This window comes from Nonomuraea sp. NPDC052634, from assembly GCF_040678535.1.
Classification (GTDB): Bacteria; Actinomycetota; Actinomycetes; order Streptosporangiales; family Streptosporangiaceae; genus Nonomuraea; species Nonomuraea fastidiosa.
Genome location: NZ_JBFATY010000004.1, coordinates 471514 through 491552 on the forward strand (window position 1 = coordinate 471514; position 20039 = coordinate 491552).

Sequence of the window (20039 nt, forward strand, 5' to 3'; positions counted from 1 at the left end):
GGGTCGTCTCGTGTCTTGGGTCGTCCGTGGTCCCGTGCTTCGGGCCGTCTCGTGTTCTAGGCCGTCCGCCACCCCGTGTTCCGGGCTGTCCCGTGTTCTAGGTCATCTCGTGACTCAGGCCGTCCCGTGTGAACCATCGCGTTGCGGGTGGCGGTGCGTTGTGTTCTAACCGGTGTCCCATAGCGGGCGCCGGCTTGTTGCGTTTGGGCGGTTGTCCTGCCGCCGCTGTTCGCGGGTGTCCCGTCGCGGTCGGCGGGCGTCGTTCTCGGTCGGTGTCCTGTTGGCAGGGCGTTGGGCTGTTGTGCGTTGCCGGCGGTCCGTCGCCCCGCGCGCCGGTTCGGCCGGAGCGCCGGTGCGGGGCCCCAGGGCGTGGCGGGTGGGTTGTTGTGGGTTTGGTGCGGTGTGTCCGGGCGGTGGACCCTTCCCTGGACGATGGGTTCTTGTTGCTGCGGCCCTTGTGAACGAGGTCTCTGGCGTACGCTCAATCGGCCTGTGTCCCTGCGTTTCCGGGCCCTGCGCCGCGCGTCTCGGCCGCTCGGCAAAAAGGGTTTCATCGCAGGGACAGCAGAACGTTGTTCTGTTAGCGTCTCGCTCATCGACGCCGGTACGGAGACATCCGAGGGAGCAACGATGGCCTTGAATCGTGACTTCGTGGGCAGAACGTACCCGCCCAGTGCCCCGTACGAGGTCAGCCGGGTGAAGATCAAGGAGTTCGCGGCCGCCATCGGTGACCACAACCCGCTCTACCGCGACCGCGAGGCCGCCAGGGCCGCCGGCTATCCCGACGTCATCGCGCCGCCCACGTTCCCCATCGTCTTCAGCCTCCAGAGCGGCGGCGAGGCGCTGGTCGATCCCGACCTCGGGCTGAACCTCGCCATGGTCGTCCACGGCGAGCAGCGCTTCGAGTACGTACGCCCCATCCACGCCGGCGACGAGCTCGTCATGACCTCCACCATCACCGACATCCGCACCGCCGGGCGCAACGAGTTGCTGACCGTCAGGAGCGACGTGCGCACGGTGGACGGCGAGCCGGTCTGCGTCACCTACAACACGATCATCGAGCGCGGAGGGGCGGGCTGAGATGGGCGCGACGGTGAAGTACGACGAGGTCGAGGTCGGGCAGGAGATCCCGGCCGTGGACTACCGGGTGCGACGGCTGGACCTGGTGATGTACGCGGGCGCGTCCGGGGACTTCAACCAGATCCACTGGAACGAGCGCTTCGCCAAGAAGGTCGGGCTGCCCGACGTGATCGCGCACGGCATGTACACGATGGCGCAGGCCGGGCGGTTCGTCACCGACTGGGTGGGCGATCCCGGTGCGGTCGTGGACTTCGGGGTGCGGTTCTCGTCGATGGTGGTCGTGCCCGACGACGACAGGGGTGCGACGATCACTGTCAGTGGGGTCATCGAGGACAAGCTGGACGACAAGCGGGTGGTCATCGGGCTCACCGCCATGGCGGGCGGCACCAAGGTGCTGTCCAAGGCAAGGGCCGTCGTCCAGCTCTCCTGACCTCGTCCCCCACCCCTGACGTCCCCTCGCCAGGTGCGCTCCTGGCTGGAGAGCGTTTCCGGTCGGCCGGGTGTTCCGGTGGGCGTGACGGGGTGGGTGGGTGTCCGGTGGGCGTCATAGGGCGGCCGGGGGTTCGGTGGGCGTGATAGGGCGGGTGGGTCTTGGGTAGCGGGTTGGGTTATGACCACAGCAGCGCGACACGTCTGGCCCACCGTCCGATCGATCCCCGTCTCCGCCGTCACCGACGCAAAACCGCCGGGCCATCTCAGGGCCGCACGGATCGAGCAGGTCGCGGGCGTCAGCGGCACCGGGCGCGACACGGCGGGCGGTGAGCACACCGGCACCAGGGGAGCGTCCGGCATCGGTACGGCGGGAGCCCGCCCGCGCGGCGCCCACGCCCGCATGAACCCCGCCGCCGAGCTGGGCTTCTCCGGCGACCCCGGCCAGCACGGCGACCCGGGCGACGACATGCTGCACGCCCAGCGCACCTGGGACGCCACGCTGGCCACCAACAGGCTGGACGACCTCGGCGTGAACACCGAGCGGCAGCGCGTGGAGACGCGGGACGTGACGGCGTGCGTCGGGCTGCTGGTGGACGGCTGGCCGGAGGACGTCAGGCGGTGCGTGGAGTCGGTGATCGAGCACACCGGTGCCCGGGTGCTGGCCATCGACCTGGGCAACGTGAGCGGGGCCGGCGACGTGCTGGCGGAGCTGGCGGAGCGGCATCCGGAGCGGATCGCGGTCTGGCATGTAGGGGAGGCGCCGCACTGGCGGGGCGGCACGGCCACCTGGGGCGAGAGCCGCGCCAAGCTGCTGCACCTGGACGAGTCAGAGGTGCACGTCCTCATGGAGACCTGGTTGGAGCTGCGCGGCGACGCGCTGACCCCGCTCGTGGCGGCGGTCAACGAAGGTGCGGTCGCGGCCGGGTGGCGGGGCGCGGAGCCGTCCGCCGACGGGCGAACGTGGGTGGAGGCGGGCCCCGGCAAGGTGCGGGCGCTCACAGGCGGGATCATCGCCGTACGCAGGGCGCAGGCGCTGGCCGCGCTGCCCGCGGACGCCGCCTACGGCCGCCACGCCGACCTGCGGCTCTCCCTGGCACTGCCGGGCGACCTGGTCGTCCCCCATGGGCACGCGCCGGTGCTGCCGCTGCACCCGCATGACGTGCCCGGCGACTACGCGGATCGGGAGTCGCGCCGCAACTACGAGGAGGTGCTGCGCGGGCTGCACGCCTCATAAGCTTGTCGGTCATGGAGATGCTCGCGCCGTACACCACCCTGCGCCTGGGCGGTCCCGCCCGCGACTTCGCCGAGGCCACCACGGCGGAGCAGCTCGTGTCGTTGGTCGCGGAGGCGGACCGGACCTCGACCCCCACGCTGGTGCTCGGCGGAGGCAGCAACCTCGTGGTGGCCGACGAGGGCTTCGATGGCCTGGTCATCAAGGTGGCCACCGAGGGCGTGACGGTCTCGCGCGACGGCGAGCAGGTGGTCGTGACCGCCGAGGCGGGCGAGGACTGGGACGCGCTGGTGTCGCGCGCCGTGAGCGAGGGCTGGGCGGGCATCGAGTGCATGTCGGGCGTGCCGGGTCAGGTCGGCTCGACGCCGATCCAGAACGTGGGGGCGTACGGCCAGGAGGTCGCCCACACGATCCGGTGCGTGCGCGCCTACGACCGCCGCACCCGGCAGGTGGTGGACCTCGAGGCCCGGCAGTGCGGGTTCTCCTACCGCGACAGCGTCTTCAAGCGGGAGCCGGGGCGTTATGTGGTGCTCGCGGTGACGTACGCGCTCGACGTGTCCGCGCTGTCGGCGCCGCTCGCGTACGAGGAGCTGGCACGCAGGCTCGGCACCGAGGCGGGCGGCCGGGTGCCGCTGGGGCAGGCCCGTGAGGCCGTTCTGGCGCTGCGCAGGGGCAAGGGCATGGTGCTCGACCCCGACGACCCCGACACGCGCAGCGCGGGCTCGTTCTTCACCAACCCGATACTCACCGCCGAGCAGGCGCAGGAGCTGGAGGTCAGGGCTCCCGGGTATCCGCGCTGGGAGGTACCGGGCGGGCTGATCAAGGTGCCGGCGGCGTGGCTGATCGAGCAGGCGGGCTTCCCCAAGGGGTACGAGCGCGGCCCCGTACGCATCTCCACCAAGCACACACTCGCGCTCACCAACCCCGCCGCGGCCGCCACCACGCGCGACCTGCTGGAGCTGGCCAGGGAGGTGCGTGACGGCGTGCGCGAGAAGTTCGGGGTCACGCTGGTCAACGAGCCGGTGATGGTGGGCTGCGCCCTCGGGGAATAGCCACGCCGGCCGGCCTGTTAAGGTGTCGGTGAGTTACCGAAGGGGAGTAGTCCCAATCGCGTGATCGACACACTGGCGTCCTGTGACGCCCGGTCACGCGGGCCACAAGCGGGCGGACGAGACCTTCGGCCTGGCAGCCATGTTCGACGAGGCGCTGCCGGGCCGAAGTCGTGCCCGAAATCCCCTGGGTGCCGCGCTTCCGGTCCGGTCGCGCGGAAGGGGACCCCCTTTGGAAGCGTTCTGGATCAGTCTCGGTGCGATCTTCATCGCCGAGCTGGGCGACAAGAGCCAGCTGATGGCCATGACGTTCGCCACCCGGTTCAAGATCTGGCCCGTGCTGGCCGGCATCACCATCGCCACCACCGCCGTCCACCTCGCCAGTGTCGCCCTGGGCGGGCTGATCGGCACCGCGCTGCCCACCACGGCCATCTCGATCGTGGCGGGGATCGCGTTCCTCGGCTTCGCGCTGTGGACGCTGCGCGGCGACGAGCTGACCGAGGAGGAGGCGAGCAAGGCCCGCCGCACCACCAGAAACGCCCTGATCGCGGTGACCGTGGCGTTCTTCCTCAGCGAGCTGGGTGACAAGACGATGCTGGCCACGATCACGCTCGCCACCAAGCACGACTGGCTGGGCACGTGGATCGGCTCGACGGTCGGCATGGTCGCCGCCGACGCCCTGGCCATCGTGGTCGGCCGGATGCTGGGCAAGCACCTGCCCGAGCGGATCATCAAGTACGGCGCCGCCGCCGCGTTCGCGATCTTCGGCCTGGTGATGATCGGCGAGGCACTCCTCTAGAACGGCTACGACAGCAGGGAGAGGCGGTGCGCAGCGGCGGCCGCCTCGCCCCTGGTGGTGACGCCGAGCTTGGCGAGGATGTTCGACACGTGCACGCTCACCGTCTTCGCCGAGATGAACAGCTCGGCGGCGATGTCCCGGTTCGTACGGCCCTGCGTGACCAGGCGCAGCACCTCCAGCTCGCGCGGCGTCAGCAGGTCCGACGGCTCCTGTGCCAGGTCGAGGCCGCCCACGCGGCGGCACAGCGTCTCGATCTCCTCCACCAGCGGGGTGGCGCGCAGCGCCTCGGCCAGCGGCAGCGCAGCCTTGAGCCGGGTCGCCGCACCCTCCCTGTCGCCGTCGCGCGCGGCCACCGCGGCGGCCTTGAGCAGGGCCTTGGCCTGGTTGTGCGGGCGGTGCAGCCGCTCCCACGCGTCCGCCGCGGCGTCGAAGTCCCCCAGGTACGACAGCCGGTACGCCTCCACGACCGGCCCGTCCACGGTCAGCTCCGCGGCCACCTCGGCGGCCTGCCGGCGCACGGCGGCCGTCCGCTCGGGCTCGGTCTCCTGGGCCGCGTCGCACACCGTGCGCAGCAGCGACAGCAGCCGCCAGCTCAGCATGGCCTTGCTCGACCGCTTGGGCTGGGTGAGGATCCGCTCGGCGGCGGCCAGCGCGGCGGCGGGTTCGCCCCGGGTGAGGTGCCAGCCGATGAGCAGGCGGGCGTTGCTGATGACGTCCTGGACGAACTCCTCCGTACGCGCCGAGAACAGCCCGATCTCCGACAGCAGGCTCTCGACGAGCTGCATCTCGCCCCTGGCCAGCGCGATGTCGGCGCGGACGCGCAGCAGGGCGTAGCGGGTGCGCAGCACCGGGCCGAGGCTGAGCGCCGTCTCGACGGTCTCGATGGCCTCGTCCCAGCGGCCCAGCGACTCCAGCGCCTCGGCGCGGTTGTTGAGGATGAACAGGCCGTTGCCGCGCGTCCGCCCGTACTTCTTGGTGAGGCGCCAGCCCTCTTCGCCCAGGCGCAGCGCCTCGTCGGCGCGGCCCATGTCGATGAGCGTGTCCATGTTGTTGCCGAGGGCGCGGGCGATGACGCGGACGTTGCCCGCCTCGTGCCCGATCGCCAGCGCCCGCTCGTTGAGTGCGAGCGTGGCCGCCAGGTGGCCGCGCAGCGAGTGGCCGAGCGCCTGGTTCATCAGCAGCTCGGCTTCGAGGCAGCGGTCGTCGTGCTCCCTGACCCAGCGCAGGCCCTCGGCGAGGAGCCGGTCGGCCTCCTCGATCTCGCCGCGCAGCATGAGCTGGCGGCTGAGCGGGGTGACGACCTCGGCCCATTCGGGGGTGTTCTCCGGGACGAGCCGCAGCGCGTGCCTGAGGTCGTCGATGACGCCGAGCTGGCCCTTGGAGTTCTTGAACGCCGCCCTGCGCACGATGAGCTGCGACACCCTGGCGGGCTCGCGGGTCTCGTCCAGCTCGGCGAGCGCGGCCTTGACGAACTTGACGCCCCTGTCCACGTCGCCGCCGGCGTTGGCGGCCTCAGAGGCGCGCTCCAGCACGGCGGTGTGGTCGGCGCCGATCAGCTCGGCCGCCTCCGGCACCCGGTCCCAGAGCATGAGCACGCGTTCGAGCAGCGGCACGGCCTCGGTGTAGGCGAAGGTCTTGAACGACTCCTGCGCCGCCTCCCAGGCCGACAGCAGTGCCCAGCGGTCGTCGCGGGCGCCGTACCAGTGGTGTGCCAGCTCGACCGCGGCCCTGCCGGGCGGCACCAGCGTGCGGTCCTTGGAGATCTCCTCGGCGTACCTGGCGTGCAGCCGCTGGTGCTCGCCGGGCAGCAGCTCGTCGTGCACGGCCTCGCGGATGAGCGAGTGGCGGAAGGCGTAGGCGCGGCCGTCGGCGATCTGCAGCACGTTGCGCGCGATGGCGGGGCGCAGCGCGGCCTCGAGCTCGACGTCCGACAGCCCGCTGACGGCGGCGAGCAGCGCGTGGCCGACCCGGTTGCCGCCGGCGGCGGCGACGCGCAGCACCCGCTGGGTCTCCTCGGGCAGGCGTTCGACGGAGGCGAGGATGAGGTCCTGCATGGAGTCGGGGAACGAGCACTCGCCGTTCTCCAGCAGGGCCTCGACGAACAGCGGGATGCCCTCGCTGCGCTCGTAGACGTTCTCGATCCTGGCGTAGTCGGGGGTGGCGCCGAGGATGGCGGTCATCTGCTGGGCGACCTCGTCCCTCGACAGGCGGGGCAGTTCCAGGCGGAGCACGCCCTGGACGCGGCCCAGCTCGGCCAGCACGGGCCTGAGCGGATGCTGGCGGTGCAGGTCGTCGGAGCGGTAGGTCATCACCATCAGCACCTGCGTGGTGTGCAGGTTGCGGCTGAGGAACGCGATGAGGTCGCGGCTGGACCGGTCGGCCCAGTGGATGTCCTCGATGACGAGGACCGTGGGGCGGTTCTCCGCGAGGCGTTCGAGGAGGGTGAGGAACTGCTCGAACAGCCGGGCCCGGCCGGTCTCGGTCTCGCCGTCGCCGCTGGGCTCGCCGAACTCGGGCAGCAGGCGGGCGAGGTCGCGTTCGGCGCCGTCGGGCAGCAGCCCGGTCACGGCGGCGGGCCCGTGCTCCCTGACGAGCTGGCGCAGCGCGGCGGTGAACGGCGCGTACGCAAGGCCCTCGGTCGACAGCTCGACGCAGCCGCCGAAGAGCACGTGGGCACCGTCGGCGGCGCACTGCTCGGCGAAGCGGTGCACGAGCCGGGTCTTGCCGACCCCGGCCTCGCCGCCGAGCAGGACGGCGGTCACCGTGCCTTTCCTTGCGTCGTCGAGGCTTTCAGAAAGAGTTGCCAGCTCCTCTTCCCGCCCGACGAAGACGGGACTGACCGATCGTCCCCGCATGTCGTCCAGCATGTCACGCCACATCCGGTGTTTTCGACGTCTTTAGTCGGGTATCGGGCATGTCCTCGGGAAGAGGACGGATGTCCTCAAATGGGGACGAAGGCCCGGCCGCGTGGGAGGGGGCGGCCGGGCTCTCGTGCGGCGGTCATGACGAGCGGCGGCGGCCGAAGACCGAGCGGCGCTCGGCCTTGTTGTGGCGCTCGGCCTCGCGTACCCACCGGTGGTCGTCGGCGGCCCTGCGCAGCTCGTTCGCGTGGCTCTTCATGAGCTCGAACTCGATCTCGGGATGCATGGAGAATCTCCTGAAAGTCGGGCTTTTCGCTGACATGTTCAAGACTCCTCCTAAGGCCCGGCCCCCCACATCGGGTGGATGCCTTATCTCCGGCGCTTAGCAGCGCCCGGGATACCTATGTCGCCCGCCCCGCCGCCTCAGGCATACCTAGGACCAGGCCCCGCGCGGCCTGAGGCGGCCCGGTTTGGAGGTGGCGGCCCTGGTCGGCGATGCTGTCTAGGTGTCAACTGTGACTACCTCGCTTGCCGACGTCGCCTCGTCCGACGCGGCGCTGCGAGCATTCCTGCACGGCCTGCCCGGCGTCGACCGGGTCGGCGCCGACCAGCGCGCGGCGATGCTCGGCACCCGATCGATCAAGACCACGGCCAAGGCGCAGGCCATCGACCTGGCCATCTCCATGGTCGACCTGACCACCCTCGAGGGGGCCGACACGGCCGGGAAGGTGCGCGCGCTGTGCACCAAGGCCGTCCGCCCCGGAGGCGACGCGCCCTCCGTCGCGGCCGTCTGCGTCTACCCCGACCTCGTCGGCGTCGCGGCCGAGGCGCTCAAGGGGACCGGCGTCAAGGTCGCCTCCGTCGCCACCGCGTTCCCCAGCGGGCGCTCCTCGCTGGAGGTGAAGGTGAGCGACACCAAGCTCGCCGTCGCCGCGGGGGCCGACGAGATCGACATGGTGATCGACCGCGGCGCGTTCCTGTCCGGGCAGTACATGAAGGTCTACGAGCAGATCGCCGCGGTGAAGGAGGCCTGCGGCACCGCCCACCTCAAGGTGATCCTGGAGACCGGCGAGCTGTCCACCTACGACAACGTGCGCCGGGCGTCCTGGCTGGCGATGCTGGCCGGCGCCGACTTCATCAAGACCTCCACGGGCAAGGTGTCGCCGGCCGCCACGCCGCCGGTGACGCTCATCATGCTGGAGGCCGTACGCGACTTCCGCGACGCGACCGGCCGCCAGGTGGGCGTGAAGCCGGCGGGCGGCATCCGTACGGCGAAGGACGCGATCAAAAACCTGGTGCTGGTCAACGAGACCGCCGGAGACGACTGGCTGACCCCCGACTGGTTCAGGATCGGCGCCTCCTCGCTGCTCAACGACCTGCTCATGCAGCGCGAGAAGCTGGCCACCGGCCGTTACGCGGGCCCCGACTACTTCACCCTGGACTAGACGATGTTCGAATACGCACCGGCACCCGAGTCGCGCGACATCGTTGACCTGAAGTCCTCCTACGGGCTGTTCATCAACGGTGAGTTCGTCGACGGCTCGGGCCCCTCGTTCAAGACCGTCAATCCCGCCACCGAGGAGACGCTCGCGGAGGTCGCCACCGCCACCTCCGACGACGTCGACCGCGCCGTGCAGGCGGCGCGCAAGGCGTTCGGCGTCTGGAGCGCACTGCCCGGCACCGAGCGGGCCAAATACCTCTTCCGCATCGCGCGGATCATCCAGGAGCGGGCCAGGGAGCTGGCCGTGCTGGAGACGCTCGACAACGGCAAGCCCATCCGCGAGTCGCGCGACGTGGACCTGCCGCTGGTCGCGGCGCACTTCTTCTACTACGCGGGCTGGGCCGACAAGCTGGAGTACGCCGGGTTCGGCCCCGCGCCCAAGCCGCTCGGCGTGGCCGGCCAGGTCATCCCCTGGAACTTCCCGCTGCTCATGCTGGCCTGGAAGATCGCCCCGGCGCTGGCCTGCGGCAACACGGTCGTGCTCAAGCCGGCCGAGACCACGCCGCTGACGGCGCTGGCGTTCGCCGACATCTGCCGCCAGGCCGACCTGCCGCCCGGTGTGGTGAACATCGTCACCGGCGCGGGCGAGACCGGCGCCGCCGTGGTCGCCCACCCCGACGTCGACAAGGTCGCCTTCACCGGCTCCACCGAGGTCGGCCGGATCATCGCGCGCACCGTCGCGGGCACCGGCAAGAAGCTCACGCTGGAGCTGGGCGGCAAGGCCGCCAACATCGTCTTCGACGACGCCGCCATCGACCAGGCCGTCGAGGGCATCGTCAACGGCATCTTCTTCAACCAGGGCCACGTCTGCTGCGCCGGGTCCCGGCTGCTGGTGCAGGAGTCGATCCAGGACGAGCTGCTGGCCGCGCTCAAGCGCCGGCTCGGCACGCTGCGGCTCGGCGACCCGCTCGACAAGAACACCGACATCGGCGCGATCAACTCCGCCGACCAGCTCGCCAAGATCCGCAGGCTCAGCGACCTGGGCGAGGCCGAGGGCGCCGAGCGCTGGTCGCCCGCCTGCGAGCTGCCCGACCGCGGCTACTGGTTCCCGCCCACGGTCTTCACCGGCGTCGCGCAGTCCCACAGCATCGCCAGGGAGGAGATCTTCGGCCCGGTGCTGTCCGTGCTGACCTTCCGCACCCCGGCCGAGGCGGTCGAGAAGGCCAACAACACCCCGTACGGGTTGTCGGCCGGCGTGTGGACCGAGAAGGGCTCGCGCATCCTCTGGCTGGCCGACCGGCTGCGCGCCGGCGTGGTGTGGGCCAACACGTTCAACAGGTTCGACCCCACCTCGCCCTTCGGCGGCTACAAGGAGTCGGGCTACGGCCGCGAGGGCGGGCGCCACGGGCTGGAGGCCTACCTTGACGTGTGAGCACCGCAGGTCCCGCCGCAGGAAGCTGCGCGCGCAGGCCACCAGGGGGCACGCCTACGCCAGGGCCGGGCGTCCCGTGCGCACCGGCTGGTACGCCCACCGCTGCGGCGTCAGCAGGTGCGGCCAGGTCTTCGTGCCCGTCCAGATGTCGCAGGAGTCCACGTGGAGGGGTCGCGGCGATGAGTAGGTTGTCCGTCAGAAAGACCTACAAGCTGTACATCGGCGGGGCCTTCCCGCGCTCCGAGAGTGGGAGGTCCTACCCGGTGACCTCGGCCAAGGGAGAGTTCCTCGCCAACGCGTCGCTGGCCTCGCGCAAGGACGCCCGCGACGCCGTCGTGGCCGCGCGCAAGGCGTTCCCCGGCTGGTCGGGGGCGACCGCGTACAACAGGGGGCAGATCCTCTACCGCGTCGCCGAGATGCTGGAGGGGCGGCGCGCGCAGTTCGCCGACGAGCTGGGCGGCGCGCGCAGGGGAGCGCTCGACCAGGTCGACGCCGCCATCGACCGGCTGGTCTGGTACGCGGGCTGGTCCGACAAGATCGCCTCCGTGCACGGCGGTGCCAACCCGGTCGCCGGGCCGTACTTCAACCTGTCCACGCCCGAGCCGACCGGTGTGGTCGCCGTGGTCGCGCCCGACGATCCGCTGCTCGGGCTGGTGTCGGTGATCGCGCCGGTGATCGTCACCGGCAACACCTGCGTCGTCGTGGCCTCCGAGCCCGCGCCGCTGCCCGCGATCACCCTGGCCGAGGTGCTGGCCACCTCCGACCTGCCCGGCGGCGTGGTCAACATCCTCACCGGGCGGCGCGCCGAGCTGGTCCCGCCGCTGGCGGCCCACATGGACGTCAACGGCATCGACCTCACCGGGGTCACCGACGCCGATCTGGCGCTGAGCGCCGAGCAGGCGGCGGCCGAAAACCTCAAGCGGGTCGCGCGGCCGGTGCAGGAGGACTGGACGGCCGACCCGGGGATCGGGCGGATGACCAGGTTCCTGGAGACCAAGACCGTCTGGCACCCCATCGGCATCTGAGGTGTCCTAAGCACCCGGTCAAAACGCCCGGTCAAAACGCCCGGTCGAAATGCGCGGTCAGAACGCGTAGCCCGGCGGGCGCAGCGGCGGGTGCGCGGCCTGGAGCTGGGCGGCCAGCCCCAGCAGGTGTGGCTCGCCGCCCGGCGGGGCGACGATCTGTACGGCGACCGGCAGCCCGCTGGAGTGGGTGGCGAGCGGCACGGCGACGGCGGGCCAGCCGCACATGTTCCACGGCCCCGCCGCGGGCGCGTAGGTGACGTTGGTGACGGCGTTGCGCAGGAAGCCGCGCTCGCCCCAGCGGTCGGCCTTGGGCGGGATCGAGGCCAGCGCGGGTGTGATGAGCGCGTCCGCGCGGCCGAACCACTGGTCGGCGCCGTAGCCGCTCCAGCGCTCCCGCCCCTTGACGCCGTCCAGCTTGAGCGCGGCCAGCACCCGGCCCGCCCTGGCCAGCGCCCTCGTACGCGGTTCGAGCCGGTGCCGGTCCAGGCCCTCGGCCGACTCGGCGGCCCTGACCAGCCAGGTCGCGATCGTCGAAGGGCCCAGCCAGAACGGCAGCGACCGCTCGTGCTCGACCACCGTGTGCCCGGCCACCCGCAACGTCTCGGCGGCGGCGCGTACCGCGGCCTTGAACTCGCCGTCCACCCGCATCCCCGGCGGCAGCGGCTGCGGCGCGTACGCCACCCGCAGATCGAACGGCTCCGGGCTGTCCGGCGGCGGCTGCGGCTCCCACACCGCGTCGTCGTCCGCCCAGACCGAGCGCAGCATGCGCGGCGGCGGCTCGACGCGGCGGCCGGAGCGCCACGACTCGGCGAGCGCCGGGTCGCCGGCCAGCACGGACAGCGCGAGCGCCAGGTCGGCTGCGGTCCTGGCCAGCGGGCCGTTCTCGGTCAGGCGGTCCCAGTCGTTCGCGGGCGGCGGCACCAGGCCGTGGCCCGGCTTGATCGCCAGCACGCCGCAGCAGGCCGCGGGGATGCGTAAGGAGCCCATGCCGTCGTTGCCGAGCGCGATCGGCACCATGCCGGCCGACACCGCCGCCGCGCTGCCGGACGACGAGCCGCCCGCCGTGCGCGCGGGGTTCCAGGGGTTGCGGACGACGCCGTACGCGCTGTCGCCCAGCGCCACCAGCCCCAGCTCCGGCAGGTTCGTCAGCCCGACGATCAGCGCGCCCGCCGCGCGCAGCCGCGCCACCGTCTCGTGATCGTGCGGGGCGGGGGCGTCGGGCGTCGCCGTCGAGCCGTTTCGCGTGGCCTCGCCCGCCACCTCCAGGTTGTCCTTGACCGCCACCGGCACGCCCGCCAGCGGCAGCCCGGCCAGGTCCCGGCGCTTCTGCAGGGCGCGCGCCTCGTCCACGGCCTGCTCCCTGACCAGCCGGAACGCCCCGATGCCGGGGTCGCGCGCCGAAATGACGTGGAGGTGCTCCTCCACCACGGTCGTGGCCTTGACGTCACCGTTTCTGACGGCCGCCGCGATCTCGGTGGCGGACCTTCCTGCCCACACCATGACTAGAGTGTGCAGCTTTTCACTGATCGTTGCGAGGCTCGGTAGGGTCCTTGCCCGTGAACGGACCTTCGCTTGCCCTCCGCCAGCGCTCCCTGGGCGACCCCTCCGCCGAATTCCCGCTCTTCCCGCCGCTTACCCGCGGGTGCCCCAAGACCAGCACCGCCGAGCTGGCCTACCCGGTGGAGGTCGACTACGACTACGCGAAGGTGGACAGGACCCTCTTCGAACAGCAGCCGGGCCCGGACATCGCACGCTGGTCGCCGCTGCTGCCGCCGCTCGACGCGCCCACCCTGGGCGAGGGCGGCACGCCGCTGATCGAGTTCGGTGACGTCTACATCAAGGACGAATCACGCAACCCCACCTGGTCGCACAAAGACCGGCTCAACCGGGTCACCGTCAGCGCCGCCGTCGCCTGCGGCGCGCCCGGCGTGGTCGTCGCCTCCTCCGGCAACCACGGCGCGTCCGCCGCCGCCTACGCCGCCAGAGCCGGGCTGCCCGCCATCGTGCTGACCGGCGACGCGCCGCCCGCCGTGCAGGAGTTCGTGCGGTCGTACGGCGCCAAAGTCGTCTCCGTGCCCGTCGACAAGCGCTGGCCGCTGCTGCGGCAGGTGGTGGACGAGCTCGGCTACCACCCCGTCAGCAACCAGACCGTGACGCACACCGGGCACCCGTTCGGGCCCGAGGGCTACAAGACCATCGCGTACGAGCTGTTCCTGCAGCTCGGCACCGTGCCCGCGGCCGTCTTCTCGCCCACCGGCTACGCCGAGCTGCTGTACGGCGTGTGGAAGGGCTTCGCCGAGCTGCGGCTGCTCGGGGTGACGGACCGGACGCCGCGCATGTTCTCCTGCGAGACCGCCGCGGGCGGGCCGCACGCCAAGGCGCTGGCTGCCGGGCTGCCCGCCGCCATCGTCGAGATCGGGCCCACCGACGCGTACGGGGTGGCGTGTCCGGTCGGCGGGCACCGGGGCGTGGTGGCCGTACGCGACAGCGGCGGCGAGGCCGTGCTCGTCACCGACGAGGACCTGCGCAAGGCCCAGCGCGACCTGGCGCGGGCCGGGCTGTGGCAGGAGCTGTCCGGCGCCGCCGGGCTGGCCGGACGGCGGCGGCTGCGGCGCGACTTCGACGGGCCCGTGGTGTGCATCGCCACGTCCAGCGGGTTCAAGGACGTGGGGGTGGGCGGCGAACGGTACGACGTCCTCACCGACCCGACCCTCGACGACCTTCTGCCCTGAGCCGCCGCGCTACGCCGGCCCGCTGCCACGGGCGTGAGGCGGCCGGGTCGGCCGGTCGGCCTCAGGGCTTGAGGAGGATGCGGAGAGGGCCCGTCGTGGTGAAGCCGTGGGCGAGGGCGTCTGAGGGGTCGCTCTCGTAGCCGACCAGCGGGCGGCCGGGGAAGAGGCGGGCGGCCATGGCCGTCACGCCCGCCCAGGCCGAGGCGGGGCCGAACACGTTGGAGACGCCGACGACGTCGCCGGTCGAGGTGAGCACCGCGCCCTCGGTGATGGCGCCGCCGGTGCGGCCGTACACGATGGTGGTCGTCGTCCCGGAGCCGGTCGCAGCACCAGTCCCGGAGCCGGTCCCGGAGCCGGTCTCAGCGCCGGTCGCAGCGTCGGTCGCAGCGGGCGTCAGGAGGGCCGGAGGGAACAGGTCGGGCAGGCCGCAGGCGGCCGCCCAGGCGGCGAGCGTGGCGGCGTCCTCGACCACCTGCCAGGACGTTTCGGCCGGCTCGGGCGCGGCCCGATGGATCCACTGGGCCTCGAACAGCACCTCGAAGCCCGGCAGGTCGAGCGTGGCGAAGCTGTCCTTGACCGACGCGCCGGACCCGGCGTCGATGTGCGGCAGCACGTCGGCGGCCGTGGCGAGCGGGGAGAGCGTGACCGCGTCGGGGTAGTAGAGCGGCGTGCGCGCGGGGTTGGTCCACGCCCTTTCCGTGAACGTGCCGGGCCTGCCGTGCGCCCGGCACATCAGATCGCACCAGGCGGCGTTGTCGCGGACCGCCGCGATCACTTCGTACGGCGCGTCGGCTGGGCTGTGAGGGGGTCTTCCGGCCACGGGTGCTTAGGGTATCGGCCGCGCATTTCCGCACGTACGTGCCGATACCCCTCGCGCCAGAACGACGCCAGGTCCGCCGTCACCGCCAGCGGGCGACCCGCGGGGGAGAGCAGGTGCACGAGCACCGGCACGCCCGCGATCCGCGGCGTCTCCTGCCAGCCGAACAGCTCCTGCAGCTTCACCGCCAGCACCGGCTGCTCGCCCGAGTAGTCCACGCGGATCTTCGAACCGCTGGGCACCTCGATGCGTTCGGGGGCGACCTGGTCCAGGCGCTCGCTCCACGGGATCAGGCGTTCGAGCGCGCCGGCCACGTCGATGCGCTCCAGGTCGTCGCGGCGGCGGGCGCGGGACAGCTCCGGCTCCAGCCACTGGTCGGCCAGGTCGATGAGGTCCTGCATGGAGCCGGTCGGTGGCCAGGGGGCGCCGATCGCCCGGTGGCAGAAGGTCAGGCGGTCTCTGAGGTCTTTGGCGGCTTTTGTCCAGGTGAGAACGTCTTCGGTGCGCAGGCCGTACAGGATGGCCTCGCGTACGTCGGCGTCCTGGAGTGGAGCGGCGGACAGCTCGATCGCGCCCATCCGCTCCACCCGGCGGGCCGACACGTCGCCGCGCCGCTCGCCCGGCGGGACGCGCCAGGTGACCTCGTCCTCGACCGTCGTGCCCACGGCCAGGCGGGCGATGGTCTCGTCGATCGCCACGGCCTGCCTGATGCGCGCCGACGCCGAGCCGGTCGGGCGGTCGGCCACCGCGATCGCCAGCCACTCCGCGCTCTGCAGCCTTGAGCCTTCGGGGAGCTGCGCCTGCGTCCCCGACACCATGAGGTACCCGCCGCCCCTCCGCCGCGCCACCCGCTCAGGGAACGCCAGCGCCACCGCCAGCCCGGCCACCTCGTCCTCGGGCCGGCCCTTGGCCTCGTGACCGGTCCGGTCGCCGGAGCCCCCGCCGGTCTGGGGGACAGCGTGCTGGGCCTCGGCGGCGGTGCGGTGGAGGCGGCGGGCCTCCTGACGCCAGCGGGCGGCGAAGCCGGTGCCGCCGCGCCGGGCCGCCCGCCAGACGTCCACCAGGTCGTCAGAGGCGTCGCGGGGAAGCTGCTCCGAGAGCAGGGCCACCACTTCGGCGGCGTCGGGGCCGAGATCGAGCAGAACGCGGGCCAGCCGAGGATGCACCCCGGCCAACGCCATCCGCCGCCCCCGCTCGGTCACCCGCAAAGCGGCCTTCCCAGGCACTGCCCCGCCCGACCGCGGGGCTGGGGCTGTCCCCCTCGTCTGCGCGTCAGGGCCGGACGCGTCGGACTGCGCGTCGGCGGCGGACCCGCCGGCCGGGGGCTCGCCGTTGCAGGAGCCGGTGGTGGGGGTTGCGGGTTCGAGGGCGCCGAGGGAGTGGAGGACCTGGGCGGCGGCGGACATCGCGGCGGGCGGTGGCGGGTCGAGGAGGGCGAGGCCCGAAGCGTCGGGGTCGCCCCAGCAGGCGGCCTGGAGCGCGAAGCCGGTGAGGTCGGCGAGGGCGATCTCGGGGCGCGGGTGGTCGGCGAGACGGGCGTGGTCGGCCTCGCTCCAGCAGCGGTAGACGGTGCCGGGGGCCTCGCGGCCGGCGCGTCCAGCTCGCTGGGTGGCCGCCGCCTTCGAGACCCTGACCGTGGTCAGCGAGCCGAGGCCGCGAGCATGGTCCGTACGGGGTTCGCGGGCCAGCCCGGAGTCCACTACCACGCGCACCCCGGGGACGGTCAGGCTCGACTCGGCCACCGACGTGGCCAGCACCACCCGGCGGCCGGTGCCCGGGGACAGGACGGCGTCCTGGACGTGGGCGGGCGCCTGGCCGTGCACCTGAAGCACCTGCTCCGCGTCGCCCGCCAGCATCCCGGCCACCTTGGCGATCTCGGCCACGCCGGGCAGGAAGCACAGCACGTCGCCGTCGCGTTCCGCAAGCGCCCTGCGGACCACGGAGGCCACGTGGGCGAGCAGCGCGGGATCGACGCGCAGGCCGTGCGGCGGGGCGACCGGGCGCGGCGGCGGGGCCCAGATCGTCTCCACGGGGTGGGCGGCGCCGGTGGCCGCGACGACGGGGCCGCCGATCAGCCGCGCCCACGGCTCGGCGTCGGCGGTCGCGGACGTCGCCAGCAGCCGCAGGTCGGGCCGGAGCGTGTCGCGTACGTCGAGGAGGAACGCGAGCGCGGTGTCGGCGTCGAGGTGGCGTTCGTGACACTCGTCGAGGACGACCGCGTCCACGCCGGCCAGCTCCTGGTCCCGCTGGAGGCGCTGGAGCAGGACACCGGTGGTGACGACCTCGACCATGGGGTTGGCGCCTTTGTGGCGTTCGCCCCTGATCGTGTAGCTCACGCCCATGCGGCGGGCGGCGGCGCGTACGGCGAGCCTGCGCGGCTCGGCCACCACGACCCGCAGGCCCGCTTCCGCCAGCGCCAGCGGCACCACCGTGGTCTTACCGGTGCCGGGCGGTGCGGTCAGCACCGCGCTGCCGTGCCGGTCGAGCACGCTCAGCAGCTCGGGCAGCACGCTGTTGATCGGCAGGTCCCTCATGGTCTCGCTGGAAGTGGGCGTGTGCGGGTTGTGCTCGGGCATGTGCGGTGGCTCGTCAGCGGAAGGCGGCGGGTTCGCGCAATCCGGACTGGGCGGAGGCGGCGGGTTCGCGCGGTCCCGAGTCGGCGGAGTTGGCGGAGTTGGCGGGTTCGCGAGGTCCGGAGTCGGCGGAGGCGGCGGCGCGGGTTTCCAGTGAGGCGGCGGTGAGGATGGCGGGGAGGAGGCCGGGGAAGCGGGCCTCCAGGTCGTCCCAGCGCAGGCTCATGACCTTCTGCCGACCGTCGCGCTCCGTGCTGATCACCCCGGCCTCGCGCAGCGTGCGGAAGTGGTGCGAGGCGGTCGACTTGTGCACCCCGAGGGACTCTCCGGCGACGGTGCAGCTCATGCGTCCGGCGACGGCCAGGCGGGCGGCGATCTCCAGACGTACGGGGTCGCTGAGCGCCCGCAGCACCTCGGTGAGCTGGATGTTCTCCGTGGCGGGCTGAGGAAGCAGGCGCATGGGAAAACCCTACCTCCGTCGCATGGTTTGACAACAATCCAACTATAGGTCAGTTTGATGGGCATCCAACTTTCGTACGGGGAGGCCCTATGCGTTCGCGGCTCTATGCACTGGCCGCCGGAAACTTCGCCATCGGGACCGGCATGTTCGTCACCGCCGGTCTGCTCGCGTCCATTTCCGCCGACCTCGGGGTGTCCCGATCGGCGGCAGGGCAGCTCATGACGGTCTTCGCCCTCGCGTACGCCGTGCTGTCCCCCGTGCTGGCCGCCCTCACCGCGAACATGTCGCGCCGGACGCTCCTGCTGCTGGCCATGGCGGTCTTCACGGCGGGCAGCGCGCTGGCCGCGCTGGCCCCGACGTACCCGCTGGTCCTGCTGACCAGGGTGGTGGCCGCGGCGGGCGCGGCGATGTTCACGCCGACCTCGTCGGCCGTCGCCAGCGCGCTCAGCTCCCCTGAGCGGCGCGGCCGCGCGCTTGCGCTGGTGATGGGCGGGCTGACCGTGTCGTCCGCCCTGGGCGTGCCGCTCGGCACGTGGCTGGGCGACGCGGTGAGCTGGCGGGCCACGCTGTGGGCGGTCGCCGGGCTCGGCGTGCTCGGCCTCATCGGCGTGGCGGCGCTGGTGCCCGACGTGCGGATCGCGGCGTCGAGACGGCTGAGCGAGCGGTTGCAGCCGCTGCGCGACCGGCGGGTCGTGGCGGTGCTGGTGACGCAGCTCCTGGTGTTCGCCACCGGGTTCACCGCCTACACCTACATCGGCTCGCTGCTCGACCTGCCGCTGCCCGCGGTGCTGTGGGCGTGGGGGCTGGGCGGCGTCGCGGGCAACATGCTCGGCGGGCGGCTCACCGACGCCTACGGCCCGCGCCGCATGGTCTTCACGGGCATGACCGCCGTCCTGGTGTTCATGGCCCTGATCCCCGTCGCGAACCTCGCACTGCCCGTCGCCCTCGTGTGGGGCTTCCTGTGGGGCGCGAGCGGCTGGATGGTGGCGCCCGCCCAGCAGTTCAGGACGGTCGCGGCGGTGCCGGGCAACGTCTCGATCGGCCTCGGCCTGCTGGCGTCGGCGCAGTACCTCGGGCTGGTGGTGGCGGGACTGGCCGGCGGCGTGGCGCTGGAGGCGTACGGGCGGATCGGCGTGGTCGTGCTGGCGGTCGCCATCGGCGTGGTCGCGCTGGTGTTCACGCTGGCCACCTACCGTCCGGCGCTCAGCCCTGAGCGGGAATCCATCCCAGCGTGACGGCCAGGATGACGAAGAAGCCGAGCACGATGCGGTAGATCACGAAGCCGGTGAAGCGGTGGGTGCTGATGTAGCGCAGGAACCAGGCGACCGCCGCGTAGCCGACGCCGAACGAGATGAGCGTGGCCAGGATGGTCGGCCCCCAGTCGGGGGCCGGGCCCTCGCCGATCTCGGTCAGCTCAAGCGCCCCCGAGGCCAGCACGGCGGGGATGGCCAGCAGGAACGAGTATTTCGCCGCGTCCTCGCGGCGGTAGTCGAGCAGCAGACCGGCGGTCACGGTGCCGCCGGAGCGCGAGACGCCGGGGACCAGGGCGAGCGACTGGGCGAAGCCGTAGATGACCGCGTGGGTGACGTTGAGGTGCTTCTCCAGCGTCAGCTTGTTGCGCGCGGTGTGGTCGGCGAACCACAGGATGATCGCGAAGACGATGAGCGTGGTGCCGACCAGCCGCAGGTCCCGGAACGTGGTCTCGATCTGGTCCTTGAGCGTCAGGCCGAGCACGGCGATGGGGATGGTGCCGGCGATGACGTACCAGCCCATGCGGGCCGCCCAGTGCCCGCGCAGGTCTTTGACGAACAGCGAACGCGTCCAGGTGGAGATGATCTCCCAGATCTCCTGGCGGAAGTAGATGAGCACGGCCGCCTCCGTGCCGAGCTGGATGACCGCCGTGAACGCCGCCCCCGGGTCAGGCCACTGGGCGAAAGCGGAGACCACGCGGACGTGGGCGCTGGAGGAGATCGGCAGGAACTCCGTGAGCCCCTGGACCAGCCCCAGAACCACCGCTTCTAGCCAGCCGATCACGACGACACCTTCCGTGGACGCTGCGAGTGTGAGGGTGAGGCTAGCGGAATCGGGGGCCGCGCGATCGCTCTCG

Annotated in this window: 18 protein-coding genes; 11 read left to right on the forward strand and 7 right to left on the reverse strand. The window is 72.3% G+C overall.

Annotation, left to right across the window (positions count from 1 at the left end; all coding sequences use genetic code 11):
* The first annotated feature begins 630 nt into the window (after positions 1-630).
* The 5 genes from AB0K67_RS21475 to AB0K67_RS21495 all read left to right on the forward strand — a co-directional run bounded on the left by AB0K67_RS21475 (position 631) and on the right by AB0K67_RS21495 (position 4591).
* Positions 631-1080 carry a MaoC family dehydratase N-terminal domain-containing protein gene (locus AB0K67_RS21475; RefSeq protein ID WP_364062673.1) on the forward strand — a complete coding sequence of 150 codons (450 nt, stop codon included), beginning with the start codon at positions 631-633 and terminating at the stop codon, positions 1078-1080.
* 1 nt (position 1081) lies between these two features.
* The gene (locus tag AB0K67_RS21480; RefSeq protein WP_364062676.1) at positions 1082-1510 is read left to right on the forward strand and encodes a MaoC family dehydratase; all 429 of its coding nucleotides are present in this window, start codon (positions 1082-1084) and stop codon (positions 1508-1510) included.
* A 180-nt stretch (positions 1511-1690) separates the two neighbouring features.
* Positions 1691-2746, forward strand: coding sequence for a hypothetical protein (locus AB0K67_RS21485; protein ID WP_364062679.1), 1056 nt, complete (start codon positions 1691-1693; stop codon positions 2744-2746).
* An 11-nt stretch (positions 2747-2757) separates the two neighbouring features.
* Positions 2758-3795 (forward strand): UDP-N-acetylmuramate dehydrogenase, encoded by a 1038-nt coding sequence (locus tag AB0K67_RS21490; RefSeq protein WP_364062682.1) that lies wholly within the window; start codon positions 2758-2760, stop codon positions 3793-3795.
* A gap of 229 nt (positions 3796-4024) precedes the next feature.
* Positions 4025-4591, forward strand: coding sequence for a TMEM165/GDT1 family protein (locus AB0K67_RS21495; RefSeq protein WP_364062685.1), 567 nt, complete (start codon positions 4025-4027; stop codon positions 4589-4591).
* A gap of 5 nt (positions 4592-4596) precedes the next feature.
* On the opposite strand, the gene AB0K67_RS21500 is transcribed toward AB0K67_RS21495, so the two are convergent.
* Positions 4597-7446 carry an AAA family ATPase gene (locus AB0K67_RS21500; RefSeq protein ID WP_364062688.1) on the reverse strand — a complete coding sequence of 950 codons (2850 nt, stop codon included), beginning with the start codon at positions 7444-7446 and terminating at the stop codon, positions 4597-4599.
* 145 nt (positions 7447-7591) lie between these two features.
* Entirely contained in the window at positions 7592-7738 is a 147-nt protein-coding gene (locus AB0K67_RS21505) for a hypothetical protein (RefSeq protein ID WP_364062691.1), read from the reverse strand.
* Between the two features lie 229 nt (positions 7739-7967).
* On the opposite strand from AB0K67_RS21505, the gene deoC reads away from it, so the two are divergent.
* From deoC to AB0K67_RS21525, 4 genes are read left to right on the forward strand one after another with little or no spacing between them, the layout of a single operon-like run.
* A complete protein-coding gene (deoC, locus tag AB0K67_RS21510) occupies positions 7968-8897 on the forward strand; it encodes a deoxyribose-phosphate aldolase (protein ID WP_364062694.1) in 930 nt (309 codons plus the stop codon).
* A gap of 3 nt (positions 8898-8900) precedes the next feature.
* Positions 8901-10325, forward strand: a complete 1425-nt coding sequence (locus AB0K67_RS21515; RefSeq protein ID WP_364062697.1) for an aldehyde dehydrogenase family protein — start codon at positions 8901-8903, stop codon at positions 10323-10325.
* Complete coding sequence (locus AB0K67_RS21520; protein ID WP_364062700.1) at positions 10315-10512, forward strand: hypothetical protein; 198 nt, start codon at positions 10315-10317, stop codon at positions 10510-10512. The genes AB0K67_RS21515 and AB0K67_RS21520 overlap by 11 nt, the downstream gene beginning before the upstream one ends.
* Positions 10505-11350, forward strand: coding sequence for an aldehyde dehydrogenase family protein (locus AB0K67_RS21525; RefSeq protein ID WP_364062703.1), 846 nt, complete (start codon positions 10505-10507; stop codon positions 11348-11350). Before AB0K67_RS21520 ends, AB0K67_RS21525 begins: the two co-directional genes overlap by 8 nt.
* A gap of 57 nt (positions 11351-11407) precedes the next feature.
* Here the strand turns inward: AB0K67_RS21525 and AB0K67_RS21530 are convergent, their stop codons facing one another.
* On the reverse strand, positions 11408-12850 hold the full coding sequence (locus tag AB0K67_RS21530; RefSeq protein ID WP_364062706.1) for an amidase family protein: 1443 nt from the start codon (positions 12848-12850) through the stop codon (positions 11408-11410).
* Positions 12851-12906: 56 nt separating this feature from the next.
* Between AB0K67_RS21530 and AB0K67_RS21535 the strand changes: the two genes are divergently transcribed.
* Positions 12907-14082 carry a pyridoxal-phosphate dependent enzyme gene (locus tag AB0K67_RS21535; RefSeq protein WP_364062710.1) on the forward strand — a complete coding sequence of 392 codons (1176 nt, stop codon included), beginning with the start codon at positions 12907-12909 and terminating at the stop codon, positions 14080-14082.
* A gap of 61 nt (positions 14083-14143) precedes the next feature.
* Here AB0K67_RS21535 and AB0K67_RS21540 read toward each other — a convergent pair whose 3' ends face one another.
* Genes AB0K67_RS21540 through AB0K67_RS21550 form a run of 3 tightly spaced genes read right to left on the reverse strand, consistent with a single transcriptional unit; the run spans position 14144 to position 17932 of the window.
* Positions 14144-14902 (reverse strand): hypothetical protein, encoded by a 759-nt coding sequence (locus tag AB0K67_RS21540; RefSeq protein WP_364062713.1) that lies wholly within the window; start codon positions 14900-14902, stop codon positions 14144-14146.
* A complete protein-coding gene (locus AB0K67_RS21545) occupies positions 14854-17475 on the reverse strand; it encodes an ATP-dependent helicase C-terminal domain-containing protein (RefSeq protein WP_364062716.1) in 2622 nt (873 codons plus the stop codon). Before AB0K67_RS21545 ends, AB0K67_RS21540 begins: the two co-directional genes overlap by 49 nt.
* A gap of 13 nt (positions 17476-17488) precedes the next feature.
* Complete coding sequence (locus AB0K67_RS21550; RefSeq protein WP_364062719.1) at positions 17489-17932, reverse strand: metalloregulator ArsR/SmtB family transcription factor; 444 nt, start codon at positions 17930-17932, stop codon at positions 17489-17491.
* A gap of 89 nt (positions 17933-18021) precedes the next feature.
* On the opposite strand from AB0K67_RS21550, the gene AB0K67_RS21555 reads away from it, so the two are divergent.
* A complete protein-coding gene (locus AB0K67_RS21555; protein ID WP_364062722.1) occupies positions 18022-19167 on the forward strand; it encodes an MFS transporter in 1146 nt (381 codons plus the stop codon).
* On the opposite strand, the gene AB0K67_RS21560 is transcribed toward AB0K67_RS21555, so the two are convergent.
* Positions 19136-19966, reverse strand: a complete 831-nt coding sequence (locus tag AB0K67_RS21560; RefSeq protein ID WP_364062725.1) for an undecaprenyl-diphosphate phosphatase — start codon at positions 19964-19966, stop codon at positions 19136-19138. The genes AB0K67_RS21555 and AB0K67_RS21560 overlap by 32 nt on opposite strands.
* Positions 19967-20039: the final 73 nt, after the last annotated feature.